Here is a 16244-nt window from a genome sequence, read left to right as displayed (position 1 = left end):
GTCAGAACGCTATACCAAACTGAAAACCAACAGTAAACGTAGCCGGACGGTCATTACCAAACCTTACCGGTAAGGGCAATGCAGCAAACATACTGGCCGATTTGCCTTTGATGACTGTTTTATTCAGTACGGGGGTTAAACCATATCTGCCTGAAGTTTCAAAAGCGGCGCGGCCCGCAAAAGTCCAGCCTTTACCCAAAGCTACCAATACTCCCGGATGGAACGTAAAGTTCGACATTTTACTGATCCCGTTTTCTACCCTGACGGTAGGAACAAATTCTGCTGAAAAGCCAATTTTTGCACTTTTCCAGATATTTATACCGGTTGGCATACCCACCACATAATGGTGATCAAAGTTCATATCTGTACCGGTACGGCTGAAAGTGGCTATAGGGTGCAAGATGCCGACATAGCCGGTAATCTTTGGATAGGTTGTTGCAGGTGCAGCATTTTGTGCAAAAATTACCGCCGGCATGGTGATAAAAAAAATGATTAGCGTTCTAAATAAATTCATAAGGCAATGTTAAGCTCTATTGCCTCCATAAAATAGAACGTACTTGACTAATTTGTATCTTTTTTACCTGGCAGGATATTTTTTCGATAGCTCAGCGGGTTATGTCCCGTCTGTTTTTTGAACGTCCGGTTAAAATGGCTCTGATCTGAAAAGCCGGTAAGGTAAGCGATATCGGTTAATGAATAGTTATCATCTTTCATCAGTTCAAGGGCCCTGTCTATCCGGAGCTTACGCATGTACTCACCAAAAGACATGTTATCAAAATATTTAGAGAACTCTCTCGATAAATAGGTTGGGTTAATTTCCAGTTCCTCTGAGGCCTGTTGCAAACTTAGTGTCATGTTGGTATCCAGCTGATCCTGGATCATATCTTTAAGGGCTTTTGCCCAAACGGGCGCTTTCTTACCTTTCTCTGTTTTGAGGTATTGCTGGTATACCTGTAACAACAATTGCTCTACCGGGCCTGCCTGGCTATGTTTTAAGTGATACAACTTTTGTGCCCATATATAAAGTCCATCATAAATGGTTAAACCAAAGTTCAACAATTCCTGGTCGTCCAATAGCTGGTGGGAAAGCCCGGAAAATATCGCTTCAAGCCCTGCTGCCTGCGGTGCAAAGTCGTGGCGGTCAGTATCCGCCCCACGAACAATAGCGGCTATCCTGTCCAGAGCTTCATCTTTAAGGCCATGTTTTTTGATGAAGTAATCAAAAGTACAACGGTCATCATAATGAGAGTACTCCACCCCGGGCAGATCAAATGGTGTGGCATTAAGTTCAGTAGCTTTCTGCAATACCTCTACATAAGGCACATAGATAATTTCAGCATCAGGATCAATAAAGCGCAAAATCAGCCACGGACAGGCAATCCGGTCAATTTTTGGACGTTCGCGGGTAATCCATTTCATCTGGGTTCAACTGTTATTGCGGGTAAAATTAGCAATCAAATTCGTTTTACCCATAACTTTTTGTTGCCGTGTAAAGAGGTATCTCCGGTTGGCATTTGATAATAGTTAAACGTTATTATAATAATTTAATCTGGCTCAATCCAATGAAGAACTTTATTCAGTGTTTTACACCAATCACTCTAGCTAATCCTGCTCTAATATTAATGGCAGGTATTTAGATGATTTAAAACCTATTTGGTAATTATAACCTTAAAGAACTTCTCTCCTTTTGGAATACAGCTTTGTTTAATAGATACCATTAAAGCCTAATCAATAAAAAAATATATAGCTAACTATATAGTTGACTATATATTTTATATCTTTACCCAAAATAACCAGAAAATGTATTCAGATCTTATAAGAGAACTTGGCTATAAAGCATTAGACAGCAGATTTAAAAGAATCAGTGACCGGATGGCGCATGACGTGAGAAGATTCTATAAAGAGTTCGATATTGATATCGAACCAAATTGGTACCTCATATTTATGTTGCTGCAGGAAAAAAAACAGCTACCTATTTCGGCTATTGCAGAGCTCCTTGGGTATGCCCATCCCTCAGTAGCCATTATTGTAAAAAAAATGACCGAAAAAGGCTATCTGAACGTTAAAAAAGACAGTAAAGACATGCGAAAGCAGATGGTTTCGCTGTCAGACAAAGCACTGGAAATATTGCCAAAACTGGAGCAGATATGGCACAGTTGCGAAAAGGCAATCTTAAAGTTATTAGCTCATGATCTCACCATCTTGCAGTACCTGGACAATATTGACGAAGAGTTGAAAAGCAACTCTTTTCTAAACAGGTTTAAACAGGAATACTTAAAATCATCTAACTTATGAAAACACTGATTCTTATCTCTGCACTTCTTTTTTCAGGCATAATAAGTTCCGCAACGGAGACAAAAATAATAGTAAGAGCAAAGGCAAGGGATGCAAAATTTATTGGTAGCTCGCTTGGCGGGGCATATGTAATCATCAGGAACAAGATAAATCAGCAGATTTTAGCAGAAGGCAAAACGATTGGCAGCACCGGAAACACAGACCTAATTATGAAAAGTCCTAAAACGCGTGAGAGCTCAATAACCGACGAACAAACTGCAGGTTTTCTTGCCAAAATTGACATTAATGAACCTACATTCGTTAGTATAGAGGTAGTTTCTCCTTCTAACTTAAAGCAAGCACAGGCTAAAGTAAGCACAGAGTTATGGTTAATTCCAGGAAAAGACATTGTAGGAGAAGGAATTATTTTAGAAATACCCGGCTTTATCATCGACATCTTAAAGCCCCGCACCCATCAATACATTTCTTTGAACACGATTAAAGATAAACCCTTCCAGTTTCAGGCTAATGTAGTCATGATGTGCGGATGTGTTGTAGAAAAAGGAGGTGTTTGGAATTCTGAAGAAATCGAGGTGAATGGGATCCTTAAAAAAGATGGCAAACTTGTAAAGGAAATTAAAATGTCGCTGATTTCGACCAACCTTTTTGAAGGCGAGTATTTAATTGATCATGGCGGAAATTATGAACTCACCTTGTATGCTTATCATCCAAAAACAGGTAATACCGGTGTTGATAAGGTAAACTATGTGATTTATGAATAGCGAAATACCATTTCTGTTGGTTGGCCCAGCTTTTGGAAAATACACAGGATGATGGGATACTCTTCCTGGATTGCCTTATATCTCAATCAAAAGATTGGGATATTTATTGTAACCAATGTTGTTACCGCAAACTCATAAAGCAAACTAAACGAATTATCAAAGTGGCGTCATCAATACAATAAGGCCCTGAATGGAAATTAATCTATATGATTTCAAATGCACAAAAATGTAGCACTAATCCAATTTATGTCGTTTATATCGATTATGTAAACGCTAAAAATTAACTATTATGAAACAGTTCATCAGCAGTTTTATCGTTTTTTCATTTGCTTTTTCATTTATCAGCAAAGCACAAAAACAACCAGATTTCGTTCTTCCTGAAGCTACTTTTAACAAAGAAGAAGCCTATAAAATGCTCGAAGAAGGAACCAATAGCATTCAGGGCCGTATTTCGCTGAAGAAAAGAGGCTATGTAAATTATCCAGGCTTCAGCGATAAAGTCCTTTTGTATCCGATAACGCCTCACCTCTTAGAATATATTGAGCTTAAAAAAAAATACAACAGTAAAAAAAAGCAGGCGGCCATGACTAAAGAAGCGGCCATGGCACGGATAGAAACAAAAACCACAGACGATAAAGGCAATTTTGCATTCAGCAATTTAAAACCTGGCAAATATTATATTGTAAGTTGGGTCACCTGGGAAAAAGTAACCCGGAATGTGGTCCAAACCGGCCCTGCTCTTGTTAGCGTTAATGGCCTGGGGATACAGATGGGAGGAAGCTATGCACCAACTGAAACGCGCTATGATGCAACAGCCTATGAAAAAGAAATAGGTGAATTTATTGAAATAACCGGCGATAAGCAGATAATAACCGTAAACATTGCCAAATAATATTCTTTTAATACATCAGCTATCTAAAAAACAACAATTAAGGTAAATCATTATGAAACGCTTATATATTTTATTAACAAATGCATTATTTGTTTGTGGCACAACTTGCGCTAAGGCCCAGACCATCTCTTTCCCTGATGAAAAATTTAAAAACGCCCTGATTGAACAAGGCTTTGATACCAACAAAGATGGTAACATCCAAAAATCAGAAGCAGCCAAAGTTAAAGTATTATACGTTACCAAAGCTGGTATTACTTCATTGGCTGGAATCAAAAATTTCATCAATCTGGAAGATCTTGGCTTTTATGATAACAAACTAAAAACGGTTGATCTTGAAGGCATGCAAAATCTAAAATTCGTTTATGGCTTCAAAAATGAAATTACCCAGTTAAAATTGAAAGGGTGTACCAAACTTGAAATTCTTGCCATGGACAACAACCTGTTAACTTCTATTGATTTAACCGGGCTTACTGAATTAAGGGAAATTGATATAAACTGGAATACTTTACAAAGTGTCGATTTAAGTAATAAACCTAAATTGGTAAAGGTATCGTTATGGGATAATCAAATCACAAAGTTCAAAGTCAGTAACTCACCTGAATTACAGGATTTAAGACTCAGCAGAAACTTAATAGAAGAAATTGACCTGAGGTCTTGTACCAAACTCTTAAATGTTAGTCTTGTTGATAATCCTTTAAGAAAAATTGATGTAACCGGACTTACTGAGCTTAGGGAACTCGATTGCGAAGGAATAAACCGCAGAAATTATTTAAAACAATTAAATACTAGCGGACTTATTAAAATTGAAAAATATAGATGGTAACTTTCATTTGTTTTATCAGGATTTCTTAATCTTTGGAGACAAGACTAAGAAATCCTGTTTTTCTTACTTAAACCTCTATAGTACCCGTTTTTACCTCCCCTGCTCTTTTATAACTCACCACAATAATTCCACTGGGTGTTACAACACTGTCAGTTAAGGCGAGTGCTGCCGGAATGGCACCGTTTTCGAATAGTTTTTTCCCCTGGCCCAGCGTTAGCGGGTAAATTTTAAGGCGAAGCTCATCTACCAGGTCGTTTTTAAGCAATATTTGGATCAACTCACTGCTGCCCCACACCTGAATATCGGCTCCTTCTGATTTTTTAAGTGCTTCGATATCGGCTACGCTTTTAAGGAAACTGGTATTTTTCCAATCCGATTTTTCCCTGCTTTCTGACAGCACATACTTGGCGCCATCGTTAATGCCGGGCCAAAAATCGGCATGCTGAGGCCAGTAGGATTCGAAAATTTCAAACGTTTTTCTACCCAAAAGATAGTCGGCAGGTTTTAACTCTTCCTGCATAATCTTGCCAAAAACCTCATCGCCGTAAGAAGCAGTCCAGCCGCCGTATTTAAAGCCACCCGATGTATCTTCTTCAGGACCACCTGGTGCCTGCATTACACCGTCTAGTGTAACCATGGTTAAAACCGTTATCTTTCTCATATCGTTTCGATTTATAGTTAAACTTATTATTCTTTAATGATTTATTTTAAAAAACCATTCAGGTAACTCAAAATTGTTTTGGTCTGCGTCATCAGGCTCACATGTCCCTGTCCCGGAACAATGGCCAGCTGAGATTTTGGCATTACCCCAAAATCGGCCACTTTGCCACCACCCAGCAATTGATAGGTCTTGGCCAGTTCAATTTTATCCAGACCGTCGTTATCACCTGCAATAATTAATACTGGTGCAGTAATTTTAGAAATATTGGTTTCACCGACGTCAAATGGCTCTGCGGCTGATGCCATCATCTGTTTTAAAAACGGGATCCATTTTGTTTTATCAGGCGCAACGGCATCATAAGCGGTTTTCATCGGGCTGTTCTCAAAAAGTTCGGGTTTCATGTTTTTAAATGCATTGTTGATTTCGGGCAGCCATCCTGCGCTTTTATAAGTCGAAGAAATAATCACCAGCTTGCTCAGGCGTTTAGGGCTTTGTATAGCAAATTCGTAAGCAATAGCACCACCAAAACTATAACCCACCACATCAGCGCTGTCAATTTTAAGGTAATCCAGTACCTTAACCACATCGTTTGCCAAAGTGCTATGTGACAATTTTCTTTCCGAATATGGGGTATGTCCGTGCCCCTGTAATTCGATGGCAATTACTTTCCTGGTTTTAGACAGTTCCGGGATTAATTCGCCCCAGTTCATGCCAATGGTCATAAATGCACCGTGCAGCAGCACCAGGGGCTTACCGTTGCCGTATACTTCATAATAAACTTTGGTACCGTTAACCGGCACATAACCGCTGTTAGCAGGTTTGATCTGTGCGTTTAATCGCGATACACTCAATGTAACCACTGCAATAAGCAGTATAGATTTGAGGATATTGCTGGTGTTAAATAAGTTTTTCATATCGTTTTTTAGTTTTATTTTTTTTTGACCATACAAATATGGAGTTGATTTCAGAATTTGATCGCGTGAGGAAACGACAACTTAGGGGGCAAATTCCGACAGCAATAACCATTATCAATAATAAGCTTTCCGTTAAAACACTTAACAAACTGAATATTAAACAGTTTAATAAATTTACATCACCATTCTGGTTTAAAACATGAATACAATTTCATATTTTTAGAATACATTTTCACCTATAAAAACCAGACTATGAAAAACATCACACCGTTTAAAATCGAAGTCGGTGAAACCGTACTTAACGATCTCCAAAGCCGCTTACAGCACACGCGCTGGCCAGATGAACCGGAAGGAGCCGAGTGGAATTATGGCACCAACCTTAATTATTTAAAGGAACTGCTAACCTATTGGCAAAACGATTATGATTGGCGTAAACATGAATCAACACTGAATGGGTTCCCCCACTTTAAAGTTGAAATAGATGGCATTAACATCCATTTCATCCATGTTAAAGGCAAGGGCAAAAATCCGAAACCACTTTTGCTTACCCATGGCTGGCCAGATAGTTTTTACCGCTTTCATAAGGTAATACCTTTATTAAGTGAACCTGAAAGTTTGGGTGACGACAGCGAACAATCTTTTGACCTGGTTATACCTTCTTTACCTGGCTTCGGTTTTTCAGACCGCGTGGCACTCAATACCGATAAGGTGGCCGCTTTATGGGCAAAATTAATGACTGGGATTTTGGGCTATGACCAATATTATGCTGCCGGAGGCGATATTGGTGCAATTGTAACCAAATCGCTTGCGAACCAGCAACCTGATCGGGTTATAGCCATCCACCTCACTGATGTAGGCTACCCTAACGGACAGGAAGATTGGTCTACCATGTCGGCTGCCGAACAGAAATTCGGCCAATTTATCCAACATTGGTGGTATACCGAAGGTGCCTATAATATGATCCAATCTACAAAACCACAAACATTGGGCTATGGACTTAACGATTCGCCTGCTGGGCTGGCCGCGTGGATAATTGAAAAATTTAACAGCTGGAGCGATACCAAGGGCAATATTGAAAATAGCTTTACCAAAGATGAACTGATTACGAATATCATGATTTACTGGGTAAGCCAAAGTATTAATACATCTATCCGTACTTACCTCGAAAATGCAAGAGCAGCATGGTCGGGCCAGCCTTCACCTTCGGCAGAATATGTGCAAACGCCTGCAGGAGTAAGCCTATTTCCTGCCGAGGCACCGGTACCAATAGAATGGGCACAACGCATGGTTAATGTAAAGCGGTTTAACAAAATGGAAAAAGGCGGACATTTCGCTGCTTTGGAAGTGCCCGATGCCTGGGCAAACGAGCTCCGCAGCTTTTTCTATAGTTTATAGAAAAATTTAACGGCATGATTGGTTAAGCGGTAAAATAAAAAAGGCTGTATCATAAGTTTTTAATGTCATCCTGAGCTTATCGAAGAACCTCTCTTCAATGCCTAAAGGCGTTTCGACAGGCTCAACGTGACAAATTAGACATAAAATTATACCTTTTGATACAGCCTTGTTCAGAAAAATACAATATTTAGCTTAGGATGATCTGATAATTTACGTTTACTCTTTTCGGATAATTGCTCTCCTCATTATTTAAGGATACAAATGCTGCATTTCCGTGGACCTGGTTTTTCAAGGCATGTTCGTAATGTGCCTGGATAGTTTCTTGATAATCGTGCTGAAGGTTTTTGGTAGTTTCGGCTAAAAGATTTCTGTCGTTCAGATTTTCCGGCAATAACGTGATATCGCAATTCCCCTCACTGATTTCTTTGACTAAGTACTTCATTTTGGTTTTAATCTTTGTTTCCTGCTTGATGAATAACATTTCGAGAACGGCCAAAAATAGGTTAAGTCTTTATTTTTCATGTAATCTAAAAGTTAATTTTCGACTTAAATAAGATACTGATCAAAGCTCAGCCTGTAACCTGCTCAGAGATAACTCACTAATCACATCCATAATTATGAGTTCGGCCTGCTATGCCAAATTTATCACCCAAGAGATTTTACCATCAACATTCGCAAACCGGCTCCAATAACTGCTAGCCTCATTTGCAGCTTAGCGATTTTGCGCAAAGAAATTACTCATAAACACACTCTGAAATTTGATGGAGTTTGCCCAATATTCCCAATTATGGGCACCTGGTCTTGTGGTAAAATCGTGCGGAATATTATTATACAATAGCTCATCATGCAAACGCATATTAACTTTATAGAAAAAATCATCCACACCACAATCGATGGTAAGGGCTAACGATTTTGGTTTAACCAGGTAAACAAGATCGATCACGCTATGCTGTTTCCAACGTTCCTGGAATTCATCTTCCGGCCCTAATCTTTGCGGAATATTCCATCCGTTAGGGAAAGGTTTAATATCAACCCCACCACTCATGCTGCCCGCGGCACCAAAAACATCCTGGTGTTTAAATGCCAGATAAAGTGCCCCATGGCCGCCCATACTTAAACCCGTTATGGCCCTTCCCTTTTTCTCTGCAATAGTCTTATAATGCTTATCTACATAGTCTACCAGTTCTTTGGCAACATAGGTTTCGTACTTCCATTCCGGATCAACCGGACTATCGAAATACCAGCTGGTTACATTTCCATCGGGACATACAATAATAAACTGATACTGATCTGCCAGATTTTTGATTGCCGGTACTTTATTTACCCATTCGGCATAACTGCCACCTGCCCCATGGAGCAGGTACATTACAGGAAAGTTGTTGCCATTTTTATAAGCATCGGGTTTAATTACAACTGCCTTGATATTTTTTTTCATCGATTTGCTATAGGTCAGGGCAGTATCTACTTCGGCAGCGCTGGCTATTTGAGCAAACAAAAACAGGCATATTGTAAATAAAAAACAATTCTTCATGGATAATTCTTATGTAGTGAAACAATACAACGCTAAATTTATAAAATAACTCCACATTCTTTATCAGCTTAAATCGGCTTTTTTAATTTAAAGCGATCGTCATCCTGAACCGGGCATTGGCGAGCTCACCGAAGGTAATTTATTTCAGGGTCTTTCCTGCCAAAAAGATGCTGACCACGTATAGCTACAAGGCAATTGAAAACACTGTTTCTACGTGTAAAATATATCAGCATGACGAATTGGTCTGGTTACGGGCATTTATAAAATATTTTCTTATTAAATAAATTAATTGTGGAGTTCAGATTTATAGATCCACATGAACAAACACCTATCTTACTATCCGTGTTATTCCACCCCCTAATTTGTCGCATTTGCTCTTTTTGGGATGTAAAAGTTCGTATAACTTTACTTCATAAATATTAAAGAAAGAGAAAATGGAAAATACAACACCGATCACTGTAGAAACCACAGTAAATGCACCAGTAGAAAAAGTTTGGGAATTTTGGAATAATCCCGATCACATTACCAAATGGAGTTTTGCTTCGCCCGATTGGCATACCCCTTATTCTGAAAACGACTTAAAAGTTGGCGGTAAATTTAAAAGCACCATGGCGGCGAAAGATGGCAGCATGAGTTTCGATTTTGGCGGAACCTATACCACTGTCGATACCCATAAAAAAATTGAGTACAGTTTGGAAGATGGCAGGAAAGTAAGCATCCTTTTCGAAGCGCTTAGCGAACAAACCAGGATCATTGAAACTTTTGATCCCGAATCAACCAATCCTATTGAAATGCAACGTGGCGGATGGCAGGCCATTTTGGATAATTTTAAAAACTATACAGAAGAAGAGGGAGTACTTTAAATAAACGGCGTCATCTCGACCGGAATGCAGTGGAGCGGAGAGATCTATCCCCGGACATGTTCCCGACTTCGTTGCACTCCGTTCGAAATGGCGATTTTTTGTAATCCTTTTGTCTTATTTTAAAGCATAGTGCGATAAATCACGACTAAATATTGGTTAAAACGTCGTTTTTATAGGTCATTAAGTAACATTTCGATTATTATTTGATTCGCATAATTTTTGATTTGAACCAAATACTTTGATGTTCCGTCCATAATTTACATTTGCTGTGTAAATTATACACTATGTACCGTATATCTTTATCTTATTTTTTAGTTCTATTATTTATTAGTCTATCTGTGGGTGTTAATGCCCAAACACTAACCCTTAAACAGGCCGTTAGCACCGCAATTACTAATTATGGCACCATCAGGGCCAAAAACAACTATGCAGAGGCATCAAAATCTTCTGTCCTGCAGGCCAAAAGAGAGTACCTGCCCAATTTAAGTTTAAGTGCCCAACAGGATTACGGAACCATTAACGGACAAAACGGCCCCCAGTATGGTTTGGGTGGTTTGGGAGTGGCTTCAGCTGGTCCGGCTTTAGCTAAACAAAATTGGAACGCTGCTTTCGGCGGACTTTATCTGGCCAATGTAAACTGGGATTTTTTCACCTTTGGAAGAATCAGAGACCGGGTAAAAGTGGCCAGTGCCGCCTATGAAAGAGATAAAAACGACCTGGAACAGGAAAAATTTCAACAGGAAATCCGTGTTTCGGCCGCTTACCTGAATCTCCTGGCTGCACAGAGGTTAACCAAATCGCAACAGAAAAACCTCGAACGTGCCATTACTTTTCAGAATACCGCCATTATAAGGGCAAAAAACGGACTCATTGCCGGTGTAGATTCTTCATTTGCCAAAGCAGAGGTTTCGAACGCCAGAATTGCCTTAACAAAAGCAAAGGATCTTGAGCAGGAACAGGCGAACCGTTTAGGTTTACTGATGGGCCTAACAGCGACTTCTTACGATTTGGACACAGCCTCCATTACCCACATTCCGGGCAACCTGCTGGAAGATACCGTAGTTAAAAGTACACATCCGCTTTTAAAGTTCTACCAGAACCGGATAGAGGTAAGCGATCAGCAGGTCAGCTATTTCAAAAAGCTTTATTACCCAACCTTTACTTTCTTTGGCGTAATGCAGGGCAAGGGTTCAGGTTTTAGTCCAGGTTATGCCCTCGATCAGAGCGCTTATTCTACCAGTTATGCCGATGGTATTAACCCCACCCGTGGCAACTATTTGATTGGCATAGGAATGACCTGGAATTTGTCGACCCTGCTTAAAAACCGCCCGCAAGTACGTGCACAACAGTACATTAGCCAGGGCTTAAAGGAAGAATATAATTTGGCCGATCAGCAGCTAAAGGCGCAATTGGCCTTAGCAGAAACCAAGCTGAACAATGCACTTGCCAATTATAAGGAAGCCCCCATACAGGTTAAAGCCGCATCAGATGCCTATCTGCAAAAAAATACGCTCTACAAAAATGGTTTAACCACCCTGGTTGATCTTACCCAGGCGCTTTTTACATTAAACCGTGCCGAGACTGACCGGGATATTGCTTTTACCAACGTTTGGCAGGCTTTGCTGCTAAAATCGGCAGCTTTGGGCAACTACGACATATTTATCAATGAATTTTAATCTGGCTATATAAAATGAATTTAATACGTTTCGCCCTCCGCAAACCCATATCCATCTTAGTTTTAGTAGCAGGATTGTTCTTTTTCGGTATCGGGGCCATCAACCAGATCAAGGTGGATATCCTGCCGCAGATGAACCTTCCGGTTATTTATATTGCCCACCCCTTTGGCGGTTATACACCAGATCAGATGGAGGCTTATTTCGGTAAGCAATACGTTAACATCCTGCTTTTTGCAAACGGTATTAAAAGTATCGAAACCAAAAATACCCAGGGCTTAATGCTCATGAAATTAACATATTACGAAGGTACTAACATGGCACAGGCAGCGGCAGAGCTGAGTGCCCTCTCTACCCGGGCACAGGCCATTTTCCCGCCGGGTTCGCAGCCACCTTTCGTAATCCGTTTTGATGCTTCTTCGCTGCCTGTTGGCCAATTGGTATTGAGCAGCCCGATCCGTACCAATAACGAACTGCAGGATTTGGCAAACACCTATGTACGCCCGAGTTTCTCGGCCATTCCGGGCTTACTTTCTCCTGCCCCGTTTGGGGGTAGTCCGCGGACAATAGAAATCAATGTTAACCCTTCATTGCTCCGTTCTCATAACTTAACTGTAGATCAGGTGGTAGAGGCCATCAGGCTAAATAACCAGACTGCCCCTTCCGGAAACGTCAGGATTGGCGATAAAAACTACCTTACCCCTACCAATTATACCATCAAAAAAGTAAAGGATTTTGAAAATATCCCTTTATTTAAAGGCAGTGTACAAAATCTTCAGCTCCGCGATGTAGCCACTGTAAAAGACGGTGCCGACCTGGTTCAGGGTTACGCCCTGGTTAATGGTAAACGCTCGGTATATTTGAGTATTGCAAAATCAGGCGATGCTTCTACCTGGGATGTGGTTAAAAACCTGAAGAAAAACCTGCCCAATATCCAGAATACACTACCTGAAGATGTTAAGCTCTCTTATGAGTTCGACCAATCGGTGTACGTAATCAATTCTGTAAAGAGTTTGATCAGTGAAGGTGCCATTGGTGCCATTTTAACGGGTTTGATGGTATTGCTTTTCCTTGGCGATAAACGCGCAGCCTTAATTGTGATACTTACCATTCCAACTTCCATTATAGCGGGGGTACTGTTCCTTAAGTTATTCGGACAAACGATCAATATCATGACTTTGAGCGGATTGGCTTTGGCCATCGGTATCCTGGTAGATGAATCGACGGTTACAATAGAAAACATCCACCAGCATTTTGATATGGGCAAACCAAAAGCACTTGCCATATGGGATGCCTGTAAAGAAATCGCCTTTCCTAAATTGTTAATTCTTTTCTGTATCCTGGCCGTATTTGCACCTGCCTTTACCATGTCTGGAATACCAGGTGCTTTATTCTTACCGCTGGCCCTGGCAATCGGCTTCTCGATGGTCGTTTCATTTTTATTATCGCAAACTTTTGTACCAATTATGGCCAACTGGCTGATGATTGCACACCCTAAAAAGGGAGCTGAACATCACCCGGGCATTACACAGGACGAGGCTGATTTTAAAGCGACTGGAATTGAAATTGAAACCGAGAAAGATACCCTGAACCAAAAAAAGATACTGGTTGAGCGCGAAGACTTTAGCGGAGACGGTAAAATTGGCATTTTCGACCGTTTCAGGAACCGTTTTATCCGCTTTCTTGACAGGATATTGCCTTATAGAAAATCTGTTGTTTTAATTTATCTGGCTATTGTTATCGGCCTGGCCGCATTGTTATTGGCCAATATTGGCCGTGATGTTTTACCACGTGTTAATTCAAGCCAGTTCCAGTTGCGTTTGCGTGCACCCGACGGAACCCGGTTAGAGCGTACCGAAGAGAAAGCCAATTTGGTACTGGCCGAACTTAAAAAAATGGTTGGTGCAGAGCATGTGGGTATTTCTTCCGTGTACGTAGGCCAACACCCTTCGCAGTTCTCTGTAAACCCGATTTATCAATATATGGCGGGTCCGCACGAAGCTGTTTTCCAGGTGAGTTTAAAGGATTTTGAAGAAGACATGGACGATTTTAAAGATCAATTCAGGGATAAGATCAAAAAGCTTTTACCAGATGTTAAACTTTCGTTCGAGCCTATCGAATTAACCGATAAAGTATTAAGCCAGGGCTCTCCTACCCCTGTTGAGGTACGTATTGCCGGTAAAAACAAAAAACTGAATGAGAAATATGCCAATAAGATCCTGGCAGAGCTGAAGCAGATCCCGTATATGCGCGATGTGCAGATTGCCCAGCCGATCAAATATCCATCTTTAAATATCGATATCGACAGAACACGTGCGGCGCAGATCGGTGTAGATATGGCTGATATTTCGAGATCGTTGATTGCTTCAACCTCATCATCGCGTTATACAGATAAAAATATCTGGCTGGATGAAAAGGCGGCTTTACCTTATAACGTACAGGTACAGGTGCCACTTAACCAGATGACCAGTAAAGATGATATCGGGGAGATCCCATTGCTTAAAAACGCCACCCGACCGGTATTGAGCGATGTAGCTAAAATTACCCCTGATACCACTGCCGGCGAAAATGATAACATTGGCGCCATGCCTTTCTTGTCGGTAACAGCTAACCTTTACCATACCGATCTGGGAACGGCATCAAAAGATGTTGATAAAGCCATAAAGGCCGTTGGGGAACTACCCAGGGGGCTAAACGTTATCCCAATTGGATTAAGCAAAGTATTGAACGATACCTTAGATAGTTTGCAATCTGGTTTGTTTGTGGCCATTGTGGTTATTTTCCTGATGTTATCGGCCAATTTCCAATCGTTTAAGATTCCACTGGTTATTTTAACTGCGGTACCTGCGGTAATTTTAGGTTCGTTGCTGTTATTAACCATTACCGGATCAACTTTAAACCTTCAATCGTACATGGGTATCATCATGTCGGTTGGGGTTTCCATTGCCAATGCGGTATTACTGATCACCAATGCAGAGCAATTAAGGAAACACAATGGCAATGCACTTCAATCAGCGCGCGAGGCGGCCGCTTTACGTATACGCCCAATTATCATGACCAGTATTGCCATGGTTGCGGGCATGTTGCCAATGGCCATCGGGCATGGTGAAGGTGGTGGGGCAGTTTCGCCCCTGGGCAGAGCAGTTATTGGCGGTTTATTGGCTTCAACATTCGCTGTATTGATTATATTGCCATTGGTATTTGCATGGGTTCAAGGCAAACAGACAACTGATTCGATGTCGCTCGATCCGGAAGATAAAGACAGCATCCATTATATTAAAGGTTTAGCAGAAAACGAATAAATTTATCATCACAAATGAATACGAAGATATTTTCAAAAGGATTATTAGGTTCAGGATTTTTAATGCTTATGGCCATATACGGTTGTGGCTCTTCAGAACCTAAAGCCCCCGCAAAAAAAGAAAAAGAACCAACCATTGCCACTTTCGACCTTAAAAAAGAAAAATTATCGACCCAGTTAAGTTTACCGGGCGAATTGATTGCGTATCAACAGGTTGATTTATATGCCAAAGTGAGCAGTTTTGTTAAAACGTTAAATGCAGATATCGGTTCGGAAGTAACAAAAGGTCAGTTATTAATGACTTTAGAAGCTCCGGAAATGACATCACAGCTGGCGGCTACACAATCAAGAATAAAAGCACAGGAAGCCATTTACACGGCAAGCAAGGCCAATTATAACCGTTTATACGAAACCAGCAAAACCCCTGGAACCATTTCTACCAACGATCTTGATCAGGCACTGGCTAAAAAGAATTCAGATTTAGCACAGCTCGAAGCAGCGAAAGCAGCTTATAAAGAAGTAGGTTCGGTTCTGAATTATTTAACCATTAGGGCACCGTTCAGCGGTGTTATTTCAGCGCGGAATGTAAATCTGGGTGCCTATGTGGGGCCAACGGGTAAAGGTTCAGATTTACCTTTATTTACCTTGCAGGATCAGAAAAACCTACGTTTGGCGGTATCCATACCCGAAATTTATACCGGCTATCTAAAAGTTGGCGATGAAGTTACCTTCACTGTAAAATCTTTACCAAACCAATCATTTAAGGCAAAAGCAAAACGTTTATCGGGTGCCTTAGATCAGCGTTTACGTTCTGAACGTATAGAGATGGATGTACCAAATGCTTCGAAAGTTTTACTACCAGGCATGGTGGCAGAGCTCAATATTCCGCTACCAGCCAATGCCAGCACCTTTACCATTTCCAAAAAAGCATTATTGGATACCAGCGAAGGGTTATTCGTACTAAAAGTAGCTGACCATAAAGCGGTTAAAGTGGCTGTAAAAAAAGGCAGGGAAACCGACGATAAGGTTGAAATCTTCGGCAATTTAACAGAAGGTGACAAATTAGTGGCAGAACCTACAGAGGAAATGCACGAAGGAATGGTGATTAAACCATAACTTTACGTCTACCAAGGAT

At 40.7% G+C, this 16244-nt stretch carries 15 protein-coding genes; 9 read left to right on the top strand and 6 right to left on the bottom strand.

What is annotated here, in order from left to right; all coding sequences use genetic code 11:
- Position 1: 1 nt before the first annotated feature.
- Together ACFSR6_RS02875 and ACFSR6_RS02870 are read right to left on the bottom strand one after the other, a co-directional pair.
- Complete coding sequence (locus tag ACFSR6_RS02875) at positions 2–514, bottom strand: hypothetical protein (RefSeq protein WP_379074657.1); 513 nt, start codon at positions 512–514, stop codon at positions 2–4.
- A 47-nt stretch (positions 515–561) separates the two neighbouring features.
- Entirely contained in the window at positions 562–1419 is an 858-nt protein-coding gene (locus ACFSR6_RS02870) for a chromate resistance protein ChrB domain-containing protein (protein ID WP_379074655.1), read from the bottom strand.
- Between the two features lie 381 nt (positions 1420–1800).
- Between ACFSR6_RS02870 and ACFSR6_RS02865 the strand changes: the two genes are divergently transcribed.
- From ACFSR6_RS02865 to ACFSR6_RS02850, 4 genes are all read left to right on the top strand, one after another.
- Positions 1801–2295: a MarR family winged helix-turn-helix transcriptional regulator gene (locus tag ACFSR6_RS02865; protein WP_379074652.1), complete on the top strand. Its 495-nt coding sequence runs from the start codon at positions 1801–1803 to the stop codon at positions 2293–2295.
- Positions 2292–3056 carry a hypothetical protein gene (locus ACFSR6_RS02860; RefSeq protein ID WP_379074650.1) on the top strand — a complete coding sequence of 255 codons (765 nt, stop codon included), beginning with the start codon at positions 2292–2294 and terminating at the stop codon, positions 3054–3056. Before ACFSR6_RS02865 ends, ACFSR6_RS02860 begins: the two co-directional genes overlap by 4 nt.
- Positions 3057–3345: 289 nt before the next feature.
- Positions 3346–3948, top strand: coding sequence for a prealbumin-like fold domain-containing protein (locus tag ACFSR6_RS02855; protein WP_379074648.1), 603 nt, complete (start codon positions 3346–3348; stop codon positions 3946–3948).
- A gap of 52 nt (positions 3949–4000) precedes the next feature.
- A complete protein-coding gene (locus ACFSR6_RS02850) occupies positions 4001–4771 on the top strand; it encodes a leucine-rich repeat domain-containing protein (protein WP_379074645.1) in 771 nt (256 codons plus the stop codon).
- Positions 4772–4838: 67 nt separating this feature from the next.
- Here ACFSR6_RS02850 and ACFSR6_RS02845 read toward each other — a convergent pair whose 3' ends face one another.
- The gene (locus tag ACFSR6_RS02845; RefSeq protein ID WP_379074643.1) at positions 4839–5432 is read right to left on the bottom strand and encodes a dihydrofolate reductase family protein; all 594 of its coding nucleotides are present in this window, start codon (positions 5430–5432) and stop codon (positions 4839–4841) included.
- A gap of 41 nt (positions 5433–5473) precedes the next feature.
- Positions 5474–6346 (bottom strand): alpha/beta fold hydrolase, encoded by an 873-nt coding sequence (locus tag ACFSR6_RS02840; protein WP_379074641.1) that lies wholly within the window; start codon positions 6344–6346, stop codon positions 5474–5476.
- Between the two features lie 252 nt (positions 6347–6598).
- Between ACFSR6_RS02840 and ACFSR6_RS02835 the strand changes: the two genes are divergently transcribed.
- Complete coding sequence (locus tag ACFSR6_RS02835) at positions 6599–7741, top strand: epoxide hydrolase family protein (protein WP_379074638.1); 1143 nt, start codon at positions 6599–6601, stop codon at positions 7739–7741.
- A gap of 187 nt (positions 7742–7928) precedes the next feature.
- On the opposite strand, the gene ACFSR6_RS02830 is transcribed toward ACFSR6_RS02835, so the two are convergent.
- Both ACFSR6_RS02830 and ACFSR6_RS02825 read right to left on the bottom strand, forming a co-directional pair.
- The gene (locus tag ACFSR6_RS02830) at positions 7929–8183 is read right to left on the bottom strand and encodes a hypothetical protein (protein WP_183764008.1); all 255 of its coding nucleotides are present in this window, start codon (positions 8181–8183) and stop codon (positions 7929–7931) included.
- Positions 8184–8453: 270 nt separating this feature from the next.
- Positions 8454–9272 carry an alpha/beta hydrolase gene (locus ACFSR6_RS02825; RefSeq protein WP_379074635.1) on the bottom strand — a complete coding sequence of 273 codons (819 nt, stop codon included), beginning with the start codon at positions 9270–9272 and terminating at the stop codon, positions 8454–8456.
- Positions 9273–9706: 434 nt separating this feature from the next.
- On the opposite strand from ACFSR6_RS02825, the gene ACFSR6_RS02820 reads away from it, so the two are divergent.
- The 4 genes from ACFSR6_RS02820 (at position 9707) to ACFSR6_RS02805 (ending at position 16225) form a co-directional block, all read left to right on the top strand.
- A complete protein-coding gene (locus tag ACFSR6_RS02820) occupies positions 9707–10135 on the top strand; it encodes an SRPBCC family protein (protein WP_379074632.1) in 429 nt (142 codons plus the stop codon).
- A 284-nt stretch (positions 10136–10419) separates the two neighbouring features.
- Positions 10420–11811 carry a TolC family protein gene (locus ACFSR6_RS02815; protein ID WP_379074629.1) on the top strand — a complete coding sequence of 464 codons (1392 nt, stop codon included), beginning with the start codon at positions 10420–10422 and terminating at the stop codon, positions 11809–11811.
- A gap of 14 nt (positions 11812–11825) precedes the next feature.
- Positions 11826–15110: an efflux RND transporter permease subunit gene (locus ACFSR6_RS02810; RefSeq protein WP_379074627.1), complete on the top strand. Its 3285-nt coding sequence runs from the start codon at positions 11826–11828 to the stop codon at positions 15108–15110.
- 14 nt (positions 15111–15124) lie between these two features.
- Positions 15125–16225: an efflux RND transporter periplasmic adaptor subunit gene (locus ACFSR6_RS02805; RefSeq protein WP_379074624.1), complete on the top strand. Its 1101-nt coding sequence runs from the start codon at positions 15125–15127 to the stop codon at positions 16223–16225.
- Positions 16226–16244: the final 19 nt, after the last annotated feature.

Source organism: Pedobacter vanadiisoli (assembly GCF_042684385.1).
Classification (GTDB): domain Bacteria; phylum Bacteroidota; class Bacteroidia; order Sphingobacteriales; family Sphingobacteriaceae; genus Pedobacter; species Pedobacter vanadiisoli.
This window is presented reverse-complemented; position numbering and strand designations above follow the sequence as displayed.

What these genes read in the sequence shown, in the direction of transcription:
- ACFSR6_RS02875 (WP_379074657.1), bottom strand. Translation starts at nt 514, where the DNA reads ATGAATTTATTTAGAACGCTAATCATTTTTTTTATCACCATGCCGGCG.
- ACFSR6_RS02870 (WP_379074655.1), bottom strand. Translation starts at nt 1,419, where the DNA reads ATGAAATGGATTACCCGCGAACGTCCAAAAATTGACCGGATTGCCTGT.
- ACFSR6_RS02865 (WP_379074652.1), top strand. Translation starts at nt 1,801, where the DNA reads ATGTATTCAGATCTTATAAGAGAACTTGGCTATAAAGCATTAGACAGC.
- ACFSR6_RS02860 (WP_379074650.1), top strand. Translation starts at nt 2,292, where the DNA reads ATGAAAACACTGATTCTTATCTCTGCACTTCTTTTTTCAGGCATAATA.
- ACFSR6_RS02855 (WP_379074648.1), top strand. Translation starts at nt 3,346, where the DNA reads ATGAAACAGTTCATCAGCAGTTTTATCGTTTTTTCATTTGCTTTTTCA.
- ACFSR6_RS02850 (WP_379074645.1), top strand. Translation starts at nt 4,001, where the DNA reads ATGAAACGCTTATATATTTTATTAACAAATGCATTATTTGTTTGTGGC.
- ACFSR6_RS02845 (WP_379074643.1), bottom strand. Translation starts at nt 5,432, where the DNA reads ATGAGAAAGATAACGGTTTTAACCATGGTTACACTAGACGGTGTAATG.
- ACFSR6_RS02840 (WP_379074641.1), bottom strand. Translation starts at nt 6,346, where the DNA reads ATGAAAAACTTATTTAACACCAGCAATATCCTCAAATCTATACTGCTT.
- ACFSR6_RS02835 (WP_379074638.1), top strand. Translation starts at nt 6,599, where the DNA reads ATGAAAAACATCACACCGTTTAAAATCGAAGTCGGTGAAACCGTACTT.
- ACFSR6_RS02830 (WP_183764008.1), bottom strand. Translation starts at nt 8,183, where the DNA reads ATGAAGTACTTAGTCAAAGAAATCAGTGAGGGGAATTGCGATATCACG.
- ACFSR6_RS02825 (WP_379074635.1), bottom strand. Translation starts at nt 9,272, where the DNA reads ATGAAGAATTGTTTTTTATTTACAATATGCCTGTTTTTGTTTGCTCAA.
- ACFSR6_RS02820 (WP_379074632.1), top strand. Translation starts at nt 9,707, where the DNA reads ATGGAAAATACAACACCGATCACTGTAGAAACCACAGTAAATGCACCA.
- ACFSR6_RS02815 (WP_379074629.1), top strand. Translation starts at nt 10,420, where the DNA reads ATGTACCGTATATCTTTATCTTATTTTTTAGTTCTATTATTTATTAGT.
- ACFSR6_RS02810 (WP_379074627.1), top strand. Translation starts at nt 11,826, where the DNA reads ATGAATTTAATACGTTTCGCCCTCCGCAAACCCATATCCATCTTAGTT.
- ACFSR6_RS02805 (WP_379074624.1), top strand. Translation starts at nt 15,125, where the DNA reads ATGAATACGAAGATATTTTCAAAAGGATTATTAGGTTCAGGATTTTTA.